The organism is Terasakiella sediminum (assembly GCF_033100395.1).
Lineage (GTDB): Bacteria > Pseudomonadota > Alphaproteobacteria > Rhodospirillales > Terasakiellaceae > Terasakiella.
In genome coordinates this window covers 125,892-139,802 of record NZ_JAWLVJ010000006.1, presented here as the reverse complement: position 1 = coordinate 139,802, position 13,911 = coordinate 125,892, and the positions used below count along the sequence as shown (strand labels likewise).

Below are 13,911 nucleotides of genomic sequence, written 5' to 3'. Positions count from 1 at the left end.
AGTCAATGTAAAAATGGCACAATTCCGCCATTTCTGGTATTACCGACTATTTTTTTTGCATTGCTGCGTTGCAGCATGCATAAAAATCATGCCTGAAACGAGAATCTCGCATAGCTCGCACAGAAGAATCACGAGAAATCCGCATAAAATTCCGCTTCGATTTTGCCTAAATTCCTCCATAAAAACCCGATTTTTTGCCTAATTTTTAAGCAACATATGCATCAAATATTGCTAATTTCACGGTTTTTGGACGCCAATTGATTGATGCTTTTCAATCAGCACTTCTGTGTTCATTACATTTTTATGTCTTTCGTCCTTCCCGTCTTCATTGGTTTCGTATAAAAAGAAAGGAAGCATTGGGTGATATGAAAATATCGATCTAACAGGACATATATAATAGTGGCTTCAAACTATATGCATCAGCGCAAACGGCGTCAAAAAACCGGGCGGATGCAAAAAAACAACTCCCTGCCTTTATATGCCGCCCTCGATTTGGGGACGAACAACTGCCGCATGCTGATCGCGCGGCGGACCAAACAGGGATTCCGGGTCGTTGACTCATTTTCCCGCATTACACGCCTGGGCGAAGATGTAGCCCAAAGCGGTCGCTTGAGCGATGATGCGATGGAACGCACCATCAAAGCCCTGGCGGTCTGTTCCAAAAAACTGAAGTCGCGCAACGTCACCTTCGTCAGAAGTGTCGCGACAGAAGCCTGCCGCCGCGCCAGCAATGCGGACACCTTCTTATCACGCGTCATTGATGAAACCGGAATTGATCTTGAAGCCATCCATCCAGAAGAAGAAGCCAAGCTGGCCCTGACCGGATGCGCCTCCCTGTTGAATCTGCAAAAACCAAAGGCGCTTGTCTTTGATATTGGGGGCGGCAGTACCGAAATTATGTGGATCGAACTGGACCGCCTGGGTGATCCGCAGGTAGTTGATGTCATCTCCCTGCCCATTGGCGTGGTCACGGTCACAGAAGAATATGCCCAGGGCGATGAAGTCACCCCGGATGATTATCAGGCGATCCAGAACCATGTGTTAAATGAGATCGCAGATTTCAGTAAACGCAATAATATTGAAGCCGATGTGGCCGCTGCTCAGGTTCAAATGCTGGGTACGTCCGGCACGGTGACAACATTAGGTGCCATTCACCTGCGTCTGCCGCGCTATCTTCGATCCAAGGTCGATGGCATGCACCTGCCTTTTGATGAAGTCCATCGCGTTTCGCAAAAACTGACGGAGATGAACTGCCATCAGCGCGCTGCCCACCCCTGCATTGGGGTCAACCGCGCTGATCTGGTTCTGGCAGGATGTGCAATCCTCGAAGCCTTGTGCAAGCTTTGGCCCGTGGGTGAACTGACAATTGCAGATCGTGGTATTCGTGAAGGAATTTTGCTGAAACTGATGCGTGATCAGGACGAAAAAAGCCGCGACCAAGACTAAAGACTTTATTTCTGTTATAAAGAAGACTATGTAAGCGCCACGTTTTCACCCTCTTTACATATATGTGCAGCCATGTCTCAGACTAAAAAATGGAAAACACCGCAGGCCCGCCGTGACAAAACCGTCCGGGTAAAAACCGCGCGTGGTCGTAAATCTTCTTCGACCCGGTGGCTGCAACGCCAGTTAAACGATCCCTATGTGCAGGAAGCCAATCGTCTTGGCTATAGATCCCGCGCGGCCTTCAAGCTGATCGAACTGGATGACCGTTTCAATTTCCTGAAACCCGGTCAGAAAGTTGTCGATCTCGGTTGTGCCCCCGGCGGCTGGACCCAAATCGCTGCAGAACGTATTGAAGCAGAGAAAAACCCCAACGGTCATGTGATCGGGATTGACCTTCAGGAAGTGGAAGACATCCCCGGCGCCACCCTTCTGGTCGGCGATTTCATGGAAAATGATGCACCTGAGCGTTTGAAAGAAGTCATCGGCGGCAGTGTCGATGTGGTCTTAAGCGACATGGCAGCCGCAGCCAGTGGCCACCCACAAACCGACCACCTGCGCATCACCGCCCTTGTGGAACTCGCTGTCTATTTTGCAGAAGAAGTTTTGAAGAAAGACGGCTGGTTTGTCGCCAAAGTCCTGGCAGGCGGAACCGAAACATCCCTGCTGCAACAAATGCGCAAAAGCTTCACCAACGTGCGTCACGCAAAACCACCCGCAAGCCGTAAGGATTCATCTGAAACTTACGTGATCGCCAGCGGTTTCCGTGGGAAGAATAATTATAGTGAATGATTGAGATTCCTGCCTTCGAAGGAATGACAGCACCGCGTCACCCCTGCGAAGGCAGGGGGCTTAGTCACATCTTTTCAATGGTTTCTTCCAACCCTTTCACAAAGGCGCTTAACCCCTGTGATCTCAGCGGCACAAACGGTTTTTCATCTTTTATACACACCCGTTTAATTTCCCGCGTTGCTTCATGACTGACACAGGTTACAGGGAACATGACCGCGTCTGCCTGCGACAAGATACTTTGCAAACGGGCCTGACCATCGTGCAGTCCACCATCATGGTGAATGAACTGACCGTTCTTTTCTTCCACCTTCTTTCTGAAATGCGCGGCCTGTTTTGTCTGCCCACCGATATAGGCAATACAGCGTCCACAAAGATCAGACTCTTCACCAGCACATCCTTCCTGTTGCATACAAACCGTAACGGCCTGTTCCTGAACTGGCGTAGCAATCTGAGACTGCCGCAATTCCTTGTTCCAAGCTTCCAACTCTTTTAATTTTTGCTGATTTTGATCCGCACGTTCCGTTTCCTGCAACACGCGCATGGTCAAAACGTCGATACGTTTTTCCAGACGTGCAATGGTATCGCCATCGCGTTCTGCCAACAGCAAAGCTTCCAGCTCGTCAGAGCGGCGCGCCTTGGTCGATGTATCTTTCAAGTCCCGTTTCAGCTGGCCAATCAGATGATCACGTTTTTCAATAGCTTTTCGGTTGGTGCGACGGACATCTTCCAATTCCAATTGTAATTTGGCGCAAGTCGTTTTGATATCGGCCAATTCACGGTGATCTGCACGGTTCGTCGCCCCTTCCAGATGAGACAACATATGAACTTCACCGTAAACTTCACTCAGCAAGTCAGAGGAAGCATTTGGGTGCGTCATCACCGCCCAGAACGCACCCGGGATATCCCCATTCCCAACAGCTTCCAGCCATTTTTCTTCTATCAACGCTGATGTTTTCAAGCGTGAAAAAGCTTTCACCGTGCGATTAAATTTTCGTTCCAGAAATTTATGAAGAAGCTTGCCGACACCCTGGCTATAGCGTGCCTGACCGACAAAGAAAGAATGCATCTTGTAATCCGCAATGCGGCCTTCGAAATTCGGCGCCTGGCATTTTTGCGCAATCTTTTCGATATCTGATGCGTTCAGACAGGTTCCGATCACGGCGCAATGCCAGTGGACATCCAGCTCCCACAGCTTGCGACGTTTGATGCGTGGTTTCAGGTCCGCCTCACTCAGGCGTTCCATCGGCTTTGGATCAGACAGAAAACTCAACGGGTTTGCATCAGACATAAGTGCTTAAACTCCTGCTTTGAAAACTAACCTGAACCCCCGGCCTTAAGGAGAAGACGAAAAGAAGCCAGAGATTCAGGTAAGTCGTTTCACAGTGCCTCTGGGAGGAGGCAGGACAAACGATATTAATAATCATTATCATTTGCAAGAAGTTTTTTTAACTTTTTTTGGAATAAAGCTCAAACCCTGCTCGTTTATTTAAAACTAGACTAATTAACAGGAGAGGTTTCAATGAGTTTGAAAACCACAAAAAAGACGGATACGTCCCCAGCATCTGCGGTGCAAACACCCAGTGAACATGAAATGATCGAACAGGTCGCATCCTCTGATCGTCGCGGCTTTCTTAAAGGTCTCGGCCTGACCACCATGGGCGCCATGGTCGGTATGTCCATCCCATTTGGCAAAAACATGCCTGCAGGTCTGGTGCCTGTTGCATTGGCCGATGATGAAGATGTTCTGGCAGGTAAAGATGGCCTGACACTGTTGAACAACCGCCCGGTCAACGCTGAAACACCTGCGCACCTTCTGGATGATGCCATCACGCCAACATCGCGTCACTTCATCCGCAACAACGGTATCCCACCCGAAGATGTTGATCCCAAAACCTGGGAGCTGACCATCGACGGTCTGGTTGACAAGCCGATGAAACTCACCATTGCGGATTTGAAAAAGAAATTCAAAACCCACACCATGGCCATCACCATCGAATGTGGTGGTAACGGCCGTGCAGCCTTTGCCCCCCCCGCAAAAGGCAACCAATGGACTTTGGGTGCAGTTGCCTGTTCAAACTGGACGGGTGTAAAGCTGAAAGACGTTCTGGAAGCTGCTGGCGTTAAAGACAATGTGGTTTACACAGCCCACGAAGGGGCAGATCATCACCTGTCCATGAACCCGGACAAACTGCCGATTTCACGTGGTCTGCCGATTGAAAAAGCGCTCACAGACAACATCCTGATCGCCTTTGAAATGAACGGCAAGCCATTGCACCCGATGAATGGTGCACCCCTGCGTCTGGTCGTTCCGGGCTGGCCGGGGTCTTGTTCACAGAAATGGCTGAAGCGCATTTATCTGCGTGATGTAGTTCATGACGGACCGAAGATGACGGGCAAAGCGTATCGCGTACCAAACCGTCCGGTTGCCCCGGGTGAAAAGGTTGATAAGAAAGATTTCGAAATCATCGAACGTATGCCTGTGAAATCCCTGATCACACATCCTGCCACAAACGTTGAAATGAAATCCATGGAAACGGAAGTGCGCGGCCATGCCTGGTCTGGTGATCGTGACATTGCCAAGGTTGATATCTCCATCGACTTCGGTGTGACATGGCAGACAACCACTCTTGATAAGCCTGTCAATTCAGGGGCCTGGCAGAACTGGCGTGCAAACGTCAATTTCCCGCAGAAAGGTTACTATGAAGTTTGGGCACGTGCCACCGATGATGCGGGTGACGCACAACCCCATGCCCTTAAATGGAACCCAAAAGGGTATCTGAACAACACCATGCACCGCATTGCCGTGCGCGTTGTTTAACCCCCTGCCCTTTTGACCCAGGCCGGGTGCCCTCTCTCCCTCTAGTTTGCGGGCACCCGGTCACTTTTCATCAAACCAATCGGTGAGAAAATGAAATTCCTATCTTTCATCGGCGCTATTGCTGCGCTGAGCCTTGTTTCCATCCCTGCCAAGGCAGAGGACACCAATATTATGAAACGTCTTGCCGTGGCCAATGTGGAACATGGCAAAACTGAATTTAAAAAATGCCTGCAGTGCCACACGCTGGAACGCAACGCTGATCATGGCGCAGGTCCAAACCTGTGGGGTGTGATGCACCGCGATGTGGCAACCGCCAAAGATTATGATTACAGCCCGGCCTTTAAAAAGCTGAGCGGCAAATGGACGGCGACCCGTCTGGATGATTATCTGGAAAAACCGACCGAACATGCCAAGGGCACCAACATGACTTTTGTCGGTATCAAAAAGCCAAGCCAGCGCGCCAACCTGATTGCCTATATCAACCAGAACAGTGACCTGATCTTCAACTTTGCTGCCCTGTCTCAGGATATTTCCGGCGATGAAGCCGAAGCCCCGGATGATGCCGATGATTACGGTGTTCTGTTTGTCGCAAAAGGCGTTGAAGAAACCCATGCCTACTGTACGGCGTGCCATTCCGAACGTATCGTTGCCCAACAGGGCCTGACCCGTGATGGGTGGGTTGAACTGCTGGAATGGATGGTCGATGAACAGGATATGGGGGAAATTGACGAACCCGACCTGACCTTGGTGCTGGATTATCTGGCCGCCAACTATAATACGGACCGCCCCAACTTTCCTAGATAAGCCCATACAAAGCCCTGCCCCTTATCGATAAAGCGGCGGGGCTTTTATGCGCAAGGGGCGTTGTCGTTATTTTCAAAGCGGGCATATTGCCCTTTGTCTTTATGCAGCTGATGAGAAATCATTTCCTGCGAATATAGCGCGATGGACCGGAAACGGTTCACATCCATCCCCTTGGTCAGCATAGCAAAATGCAAGCCCTGATCCGACCACGTATGGGTCAACAAGTCGTCTGCTTTGATCTCCCCCATCAGCTTGTCCGGATTTTTCATGGCAAAGATGGTCAGGCTACAACCGCGCAAGCCCCGATAATGAATAGCAACCTGCGCCTTATCGCGTTGGTTCGACATTTTCATATCGACCAGATAAAGCCGTGCACCTGTCAGGTCCGGGGCAAGAATGCCAATCTCGGGCGTGACCCAGGCAGCAGATTGAACGGGCGAGACATCCACCACATAATTCTGGCTCGCCATATCACGGTGGCTTTTAAGGGCGAGTTCATCCCAGCTTTTATGGGAATTCAGATAGGAATAGCCGATCATGCCGATAACGGATGCCGCGACACCAACAGACAGCGCCCATTTTTTGAAACGCCCCTTGGGTGCATGATCGTTCGCTGCTGGTTTCAGAGAATAATCCGCAGGTGGGTCCATGGTGGATAAAGTGGCTTTCAGGGACAGGATTTTATCCAGTTCGCGCTGCAGATCAGCATCACTGACAAGGCGCGCTTCAAAATCGGCGCGCAACTCTTCAGGCAGTTCACCATCGGCGAATGCATTTAAGAGTTCCCAATCCTGATTGTTGTCACTCATAACAACATAGCTCCGCTTTTTGCCCTTAATTAATTACCGCTGTCTAATATGTCAAGCAATTCCCGACGTGCCCGGCTGACCCGACTCATCACCGTACCGATGGGGATATCCATCACCTCGGCGATTTCCGCATATTTCATCCCGGCCACATCCACCAGAAACAAAATCTCCCGCTTGTCCTCATCCAGTCGATCAAAGGCCTGACGGACCATCAGGCTTCTGGTCATATCGGATCGATTGGTTTCCTCTATATTATATAAACGTATCTGGTCCCTTAAATATTCCGTGCGCACATTCTTTTTTCGTACATCATCAATATGCAAATTGCGCATGATGCGAAAGAACCAGGGTTTGACCTCACCTTCCGTTTTCGGAAGTCTGTCCGTGTTCAGCGCTTTCATCATGGCAGTTTGCACCAGATCTTCAGCATCATCGGCATGGCGACACATTTCACGCGCATAGGCGAGAAATTGCCCCTGCAAATTTATGAGGACTTTACGAAGGTCCATACCCTGCCTAAATCATTTCACTTGAACATTTTTGCTTTGTATATCACAGCAATGAAATCACATCATTTCTTAATTTATTAGAATGTCTTTAGACCTTTTGCGCTTTTATGGTTATTGTTAGGCAATGGAACAAAATAACAAACATAATGATACCCCTGCTTCACCTGTCATCGGTATCCTGTCTGCCCTTTTCATTGCTGCGCTTTGGTCCGGCTTTATTGTGGTTTCGCGTATGGGGGCGCAAAGCCCGTTGAGTGTCTATGATATGGCTGCCCTTCGGTTTGGTTTTGCCGGATTAATCCTGTTGCCTGCCACGTACCTGTGGTGGCCCTGGCGACTGAAATTCTGGCAAATCTTTGTTCTGGCCGCAGGCACGGGCGTGCCTTACGCGCTATTTGCCTATGCAGGCTTCCTGTTTGCGCCCATTTCCCACGGCGGCGTCTTTATCAACGGCGCTTTACCCATCTTCACCACCATTGTCTCTCTTGTCTGGATGAAGCTTTATCCCAACAAAATGACGTGGCTTGCCATCACTGTTATCCTGATCGGCTGCGGCCTGACCGCCTTTGCCAAAGATGGATTAGGTGGATCAGATGCGTGGATTGGGGACTTATTGTTTATGGCCGCCGCTTTTGTCATGGCAGTCTATATGCCTGCAACCAAAATCTGGAAACTGACGTTGAAGGAACTGCTCAGTTTCATCCCCTTCGTCAACGCCATTCTGTTTCTGCCTATCTGGTATTTCTTCCTGCCGACCAACCTGTCTGAGGCCAGCACATTCGATATCCTGATCCAGATGCTTTATCAGGGTCTGGGCCCCTCCATTTTGGGACTCGTCTTCTTCTTTTTAGCCATCAAACATCTGGGCGCGACGCCAACGGCTGCCATTCTCGCCCTTGTGCCGTCAATTGCCGCACTTATGGGCATTCCGCTCCTGGGCGATATTCCTCATATTTCTGAATGGGTTGGCATGGGTTTGGTGACGCTCGGAATTTGGATTACGCTGAAGGCGAAATAAAATAATAAAAAGACAAACAAACTTGTGGATGTTTGGTAGGACCTGTGTATATATAACGCGCCAAATCCACTAACACCAAGCGCACTGGAGATGGCCGTGACAATTAAAGAAGCTTTGACCTTCGACGACGTACTGCTTGTACCTGCAGAATCCGACGTCCTTCCCGCGACAGCAAACACCACAACACAACTGACCAAAGGCATCGAACTGGGTATTCCCCTTGTTTCTGCTGCCATGGATACAGTGACAGAAAGCCGTCTGGCAATCGCCATGGCACAGTTTGGCGGCATCGGGGTGATCCATAAAAACCTTGATATCGACGAACAGGCTTCTGAAGTGCGCAAGGTTAAGAAATTTGAATCGGGCATGGTTGCCGATCCGCTGACTTTCCCACCTGATGCCACACTGGCTGACGTGCTGGCAAAAAAGGAAGAAGTCAAATTCTCCGGCTTCCCGGTTGTGGAACGCGGCACAGGTAAACTGGCAGGCATCATCACCAACCGCGACATGCGCTTTGCTGAAAACCCGAACCAGCCAATCTCTGAACTGATGACCAAAGAAAATCTGGTCACAGTTAAAGAAGGTGTTTCCGGTGACGAAGCCAAACGCCTGTTGCACCAAAACCGCGTTGAAAAACTGCTGGTGGTGGATGATAAAGACCGCTGCGTCGGCCTGATCACCGTTCAGGATATCGACAAGGCAGAAACACACCCGGATGCCTGTAAAGATGAACATGGCCGCCTGCGTGTTGCAGCTGCCACGGGCACAGGTGACAGTGGTTGGGAACGTTCCATCGCCTTGATTGATGCAGGTGTTGATGTTTTGGTTGTTGATACCGCCCACGGCCATTCCCGTGGTGTGATCGATCAGGTTGCCAAAATCAAGAAACAGCATCCAAACACACAAGTGATCGGTGGTAACATCGCAACGGGTGCTGCGGCACAAGCGCTGATCGATGCTGGGGCAGATGCGGTCAAGGTCGGGATCGGCCCGGGATCGATCTGTACAACCCGTATCGTAGCAGGTGTGGGTGTCCCACAGCTGACCGCAGTTATGAACGCGGTTGAAATTGCCAATAAATACGACGTGCCTGTGATCGCAGATGGCGGCATCAAACATTCCGGTGATATCGCCAAAGCAATCGCAGCGGGTGCAAGCTGTGTGATGGTTGGTTCCATGCTGGCTGGTACACATGAAGCCCCGGGTGAAGTCTTCCTCTATCAAGGTCGTTCTTACAAGTCTTATCGCGGCATGGGCTCCATGGGTGCGATGGCACGCGGGTCTGCGGATCGTTACTTCCAGGCTGACGTTAAAGACGACATGAAATATGTGCCCGAAGGGATCGAAGGTCGCGTTCCTTATAAAGGGGAAGCCAGCGCCATCGTTCACCAGATGGTGGGGGGTCTGAAATCTTCCATGGGTTACACAGGCTGCGCAACCATTGCTGAAATGCGCAAGAACTGCGAATTCAACCGCATCACAAACGCAGGTCTTCGTGAAAGCCACGTTCATGACGTGACCATCACACGTGAAGCACCAAACTATAGCGGGCGTTCTTAATCACGCCCCCTGTTCAGGGCTTCAAACATTTGCTATCTATGAACCCTTGCCTGATGGCAGGGGTTCACTCTTTTTAGGTATTCAATCTCCATGAAACCATCCGCACGCATTCAATCGGTTATCGAAATCCTCACCACGGTTTTTGATGGCAAACGCCCGGCCGATGCTGTCATTGCTGACTATTTCAAAGCACGCCGTTATGCCGGATCGAAAGATCGCCGTGCCATCAACGATCAGGTCTATCGTATCCTGCGCAATCGCGCCAAGCTGAACTGGCTGGCAAACAAGGTGGAAAGCACATCCGGTCCGCGCATCCTGACCCTGATCGATTGTGTGCAAAACGACCTGGATATTGAAAACCTCTTTACAGGCGATCAATACGCCCCCGAAGCCTTATCTGATTTTGAAAAAGGGCTGGTCCCCGTTCTGGCACAGTTTGACACAAACGATGCCCCCGACCCCATCCGTCTTGAATATCCAGATTGGCTGGATGACGACCTGCGGGCTTCCCTTGGAGATGATTTTGAAGATGTGCTGAACGCATTGAACGAAGAAGCACCGCTTGATCTGCGCATCAATGCCCTTCATGAAAATGCAAATGAAGCAGCCCAACTTCTTGCAAAGCAGAATATTGAAACAGTGGCCGGGCTATATTCCCCCTTGTGTCTGCGCACCAAAAAGAAAGTCAAGCTGGGCGGCATTCAGGCTTATAAAGAAGGTCTGGTTGATGTGCAGGATGAAGGCTCCCAACTGATCGCACTTTTATCACAGGCTAAAGACTGCGAACTGGTGATGGATTTCTGTGCAGGCGGCGGCGGCAAGACGCTGGCACTGGCTGCGGAAATGGAAAATCAGGGCGCATTATATGCGCTAGATATTTCTTCCACCCGTCTTTACAAAATGAAACGCCGCCTAGAACGTGCGGGCATCACAAACGTACACCTGAACCCCATCAAATCTGAAAATGACCCCTGGCTGAAACAATTTGAAATGCGCGTAGATCGCCTGCTGATCGATGCGCCCTGTTCTGGCCTTGGGGCTTGGCGTCGCAATCCGGAAAGCCGCTGGAAATTAAGCGCGGAAATGCTGGAAGATATGCTCGGTCGTCAGGAACGTATCTTGGAAAATGCCGCCCATCTGGTTAAACCGGGTGGCCAGGTGATCTATGCGACCTGTTCGTTGCTGAAACGAGAAAACGAAGACCAAATCGCGAAGTTCCTTAAGAAAAACGACAACTTTGCCATTAAACCTGTTGGTGATATCTGGGAAGAACGATTTGGCACGGACTGCCCGTTTGATGGGGACTTCATGACCATGCGTCCGGACCTGCATAAAAGTGACGGATTCTTCTGCGCCATTCTGGAACGTACCAACTGATGGATTTTCTTGCGCTTGATACCTTAGCGATCCTATTTGGGATTGCGATCCTTTCCGGCTGGGTCGACTCAATTGCGGGTGGCGGTGGGCTCATTGCCCTGCCCGCCCTGTTAAGTGCAGGTCTCAGCCCCGCACAAGCATTGGCGACCAACAAGTTACAGGGCAGCTTTGGAACCTTTGCCGCCACCGCCAATTTTGTGCGCAAAGGCCATCTGAAACTTACCGATATCTGGCCCATGATCCTGCTGACCTTTGCAGGTTCTGCCACCGGGACAATCCTGATCCAGAATATGGATGCAGCCTTTCTGGTTGATATCATCCCCTTCATGCTGCTAGCTGTTGGTCTTTACTTCCTGTTTCAGCCAAAGATTGGCGAGGATGACCAAAAACAGCGCGTGGGTATCTGGGGCTTCTCCTTCATCGCGGGCTTCACCATCGGGTTTTATGATGGCTTCTTCGGGCCTGGCACCGGGTCGTTCTTTGCCATCGCTTTTATCGCGCTGATGGGCTTTAACATCTTAAAGGCCACGGCCCACACCAAGGCCCTGAATTTCACCAGTAACATTGCCTCGCTTGCCTTCTTCATCGTGGGTGGGCAAGTGGTCTGGATTGTTGGCCTGGTCATGGCGATGGGTCAAATGATCGGCGGTTTTATCGGCTCGCACATGAGCATGAAACACGGACCGAAAATCATCCGTCCCTTGCTGGTCATCATCTCTTTTGCCATGACAGCCAAACTGGTCTGGTCCACCGAAGATCACATTATTCGCGACTGGGTGTCCTATTTGCTTGGCTGATACCACAGATCTTTTTGATTAAGCGGCGTCTCCGGGCTTAGGTTTATATTTTCAATGGGGATAATTCGGCGATTTGCGAGATTGGCGCGCTTGATCGCATCGCCATGAAAATCAAAAAACAGTTTTGACAACGTCCCGTCTTCACGCAACAGCATCAAGCCTTCTTCAATGCGCTTCGCCAATTCCAGTTTTCTTGGTGAAACAAAAAAGTAAGTTGGCTGAGGCAGGTAAAGGGCGATTTCCTGTTCAATAGCCATAGACGGAAATTGCGTTTTACGCCCTTCATATTCCTGGAAAATTTCGTTCACGCCCCTGGGAAAAAAGTCAAAACGTCCCGCCTGCAACATGGCAAACAGCGGTTCATATTCAACACTACCGATGACATTAAACCCCTGAGACCTAAGTGCCAGCGTCGAACTCCATTGTGCCCCGCCACCAACACGCAGTTTCATTAACTCATTGGCCGTATTCACCCTGCTGAACAGGTCTTGCTGGGTCGCATTGATCAACAACAGCTTGTAACCCAAAATACCTTTTCTGATGGGGATACGCACCGGAATCAGTTTTTCTTCCCATTCTGGTCGAGTCGCTGTGGAAAAAACACAAATATTGCCTTCTATTAGTTCACGCAACGCACGAGCACGGCTGATCGGATGTGGGTATCGTTTGACATCCGTTGCACCATATTTTTCCTCTGTTCGGTTTAATATTTCCTTCAGCACCACCATGGGATATTCAAATCGGCGGTCCGTTGACGATTGGGCTGCGTTGGTAATGATCACATCATTGGCGAATACCGTGCCTGAAAAGACAAAAATAAAGCCCAAAGCAAAAAATATTTTGATTTTTCCAGACACACCTGTACTCAGCTTATTTTTCCTGAATAAAGATAATATAAGTATCCCCTTAGATAAAATTCAATAGAAAGGATTTAGATAACTTTCTGCAATTCTTGTTTCGCCTGATTTAATATTTCACTTGAAAGCTCTTCATCTTCACCAACAGCCCGCGCGAGCGTCACGGCGCCAACCATCATAGACAAAGCAGCCAACCCGTTCTTGTCCTCTTTCTCCCCACTCAGCCAGCGCCCAAAGCGCGACACCATAATATTTAACACGCCGCGTGGTTCATTCCCCAGGCGCGAGACTTCCTGTGACAGAGTAGTCAACACACAGCCATCTTCTGGGTGATCGCGGTGCGGATGGTCCAGATACCAGTCGATAACATACCTTTGTTGTTCTTTGCGGTCCGTAATCCCCTTGGCTTCCAACTTTTTTAATCCTTCGATCAGGCGATGATCGGCTAAAGCTTCTGCAAACAGGGCATCCTTGGATTTAAAATGCGCATAAAAGCCGCCCCGTGTCAGGCCAGCCTCTTTCATCACATGATCCACACTCGCCCCGCCATAGCCCTTGGTTTTCCAAAGCTTGCGGGCTGCCAGAACAATACGTTCGCGGGTTTTTGCCTTGTGGCCTTCGGGGTATCCCATCGTCTGACCTCCTTAAATTGACTCGACGTCTTTGCTGAATATGTTATATATCATATTTAAATATGACGATCATCATATTCTAGAAAGGACCCGAAAAAATGACCCCACCGCTTTTGTTCATCACCCCGATTTACGCTGTCACCCTGACATTCATGCTTTTTGCCTTGACCGTCCGGGTCATCAAGACACGCCGTACCCACAAAGTTTCCCTGATGGATGGCGGTGTGGATGACCTGAAACGCATCATTCGCGCCCATGGCAACTTCACTGAATATGTCCCGCTGGTCCTGATCCTGATGGCGGTGGCGGAAATTAATGGCGCCCCTGAATATGCACTTTACGGATTGGGCTCGATTCTCTTGGGTTCACGCCTGATCCATGCTGCCGGATTGATCAAATCTGTGATCAAATGGCGCATTTATGGAATGTACGGCACCTTCACCGCCCTGAGCATGGGCGCAATCCTTGTTTTAAGCACACTTTTCCAGTTCTAGC

14 protein-coding genes are annotated in these 13,911 nt (G+C 50.1%); 9 read left to right on the top strand and 5 right to left on the bottom strand.

What is annotated here, in order from left to right:
- Window positions 1-399: 399 nt before the first annotated feature.
- Both RYZ26_RS06465 and RYZ26_RS06460 read left to right on the top strand, forming a co-directional pair.
- Entirely contained in the window at window positions 400-1,446 is a 1,047-nt protein-coding gene (locus RYZ26_RS06465; RefSeq protein WP_317682353.1) for a Ppx/GppA phosphatase family protein, read from the top strand.
- Window positions 1,447-1,518: 72 nt separating this feature from the next.
- Window positions 1,519-2,235, top strand: coding sequence for an RlmE family RNA methyltransferase (locus RYZ26_RS06460; protein WP_317682352.1), 717 nt, complete (start codon window positions 1,519-1,521; stop codon window positions 2,233-2,235).
- 64 nt (window positions 2,236-2,299) lie between these two features.
- Here the strand turns inward: RYZ26_RS06460 and RYZ26_RS06455 are convergent, their stop codons facing one another.
- Complete coding sequence (locus RYZ26_RS06455) at window positions 2,300-3,523, bottom strand: DUF2325 domain-containing protein (protein WP_317682351.1); 1,224 nt, start codon at window positions 3,521-3,523, stop codon at window positions 2,300-2,302.
- Between the two features lie 231 nt (window positions 3,524-3,754).
- Here RYZ26_RS06455 and RYZ26_RS06450 point away from each other — a divergent pair, with 231 nt between their 5' ends.
- Both RYZ26_RS06450 and RYZ26_RS06445 read left to right on the top strand, forming a co-directional pair.
- Window positions 3,755-5,053 (top strand): sulfite oxidase, encoded by a 1,299-nt coding sequence (locus RYZ26_RS06450; protein ID WP_317682350.1) that lies wholly within the window; start codon window positions 3,755-3,757, stop codon window positions 5,051-5,053.
- A 90-nt stretch (window positions 5,054-5,143) separates the two neighbouring features.
- The gene (locus tag RYZ26_RS06445; protein ID WP_317682349.1) at window positions 5,144-5,857 is read left to right on the top strand and encodes a c-type cytochrome; all 714 of its coding nucleotides are present in this window, start codon (window positions 5,144-5,146) and stop codon (window positions 5,855-5,857) included.
- Between the two features lie 44 nt (window positions 5,858-5,901).
- On the opposite strand, the gene RYZ26_RS06440 is transcribed toward RYZ26_RS06445, so the two are convergent.
- Window positions 5,902-6,666, bottom strand: a complete 765-nt coding sequence (locus RYZ26_RS06440) for an anti-sigma factor family protein (RefSeq protein WP_317682348.1) — start codon at window positions 6,664-6,666, stop codon at window positions 5,902-5,904.
- Window positions 6,667-6,695: 29 nt separating this feature from the next.
- Complete coding sequence (locus RYZ26_RS06435) at window positions 6,696-7,175, bottom strand: RNA polymerase sigma factor (protein WP_317682347.1); 480 nt, start codon at window positions 7,173-7,175, stop codon at window positions 6,696-6,698.
- 124 nt (window positions 7,176-7,299) lie between these two features.
- On the opposite strand from RYZ26_RS06435, the gene RYZ26_RS06430 reads away from it, so the two are divergent.
- From RYZ26_RS06430 to RYZ26_RS06415, 4 genes are all read left to right on the top strand, one after another.
- Window positions 7,300-8,193 (top strand): DMT family transporter, encoded by an 894-nt coding sequence (locus tag RYZ26_RS06430; protein ID WP_317682346.1) that lies wholly within the window; start codon window positions 7,300-7,302, stop codon window positions 8,191-8,193.
- A 96-nt stretch (window positions 8,194-8,289) separates the two neighbouring features.
- Window positions 8,290-9,753 carry an IMP dehydrogenase gene (gene guaB / locus RYZ26_RS06425; RefSeq protein ID WP_411576854.1) on the top strand — a complete coding sequence of 488 codons (1,464 nt, stop codon included), beginning with the start codon at window positions 8,290-8,292 and terminating at the stop codon, window positions 9,751-9,753.
- 90 nt (window positions 9,754-9,843) lie between these two features.
- Window positions 9,844-11,130 carry an RsmB/NOP family class I SAM-dependent RNA methyltransferase gene (locus RYZ26_RS06420; protein ID WP_317682344.1) on the top strand — a complete coding sequence of 429 codons (1,287 nt, stop codon included), beginning with the start codon at window positions 9,844-9,846 and terminating at the stop codon, window positions 11,128-11,130.
- The gene (locus RYZ26_RS06415) at window positions 11,130-11,927 is read left to right on the top strand and encodes a TSUP family transporter (RefSeq protein WP_317682343.1); all 798 of its coding nucleotides are present in this window, start codon (window positions 11,130-11,132) and stop codon (window positions 11,925-11,927) included. The genes RYZ26_RS06420 and RYZ26_RS06415 overlap by 1 nt, the downstream gene beginning before the upstream one ends.
- On the opposite strand, the gene RYZ26_RS06410 is transcribed toward RYZ26_RS06415, so the two are convergent.
- Both RYZ26_RS06410 and RYZ26_RS06405 read right to left on the bottom strand, forming a co-directional pair.
- Window positions 11,912-12,655: a hypothetical protein gene (locus tag RYZ26_RS06410; protein ID WP_317682342.1), complete on the bottom strand. Its 744-nt coding sequence runs from the start codon at window positions 12,653-12,655 to the stop codon at window positions 11,912-11,914. The two genes, RYZ26_RS06415 and RYZ26_RS06410, sit on opposite strands and share 16 nt — an antisense overlap.
- Window positions 12,656-12,858: 203 nt before the next feature.
- A complete protein-coding gene (locus tag RYZ26_RS06405; protein ID WP_317682341.1) occupies window positions 12,859-13,416 on the bottom strand; it encodes a TetR/AcrR family transcriptional regulator in 558 nt (185 codons plus the stop codon).
- 98 nt (window positions 13,417-13,514) lie between these two features.
- On the opposite strand from RYZ26_RS06405, the gene RYZ26_RS06400 reads away from it, so the two are divergent.
- Complete coding sequence (locus RYZ26_RS06400; protein WP_317682340.1) at window positions 13,515-13,910, top strand: MAPEG family protein; 396 nt, start codon at window positions 13,515-13,517, stop codon at window positions 13,908-13,910.
- Window position 13,911: the final 1 nt, after the last annotated feature.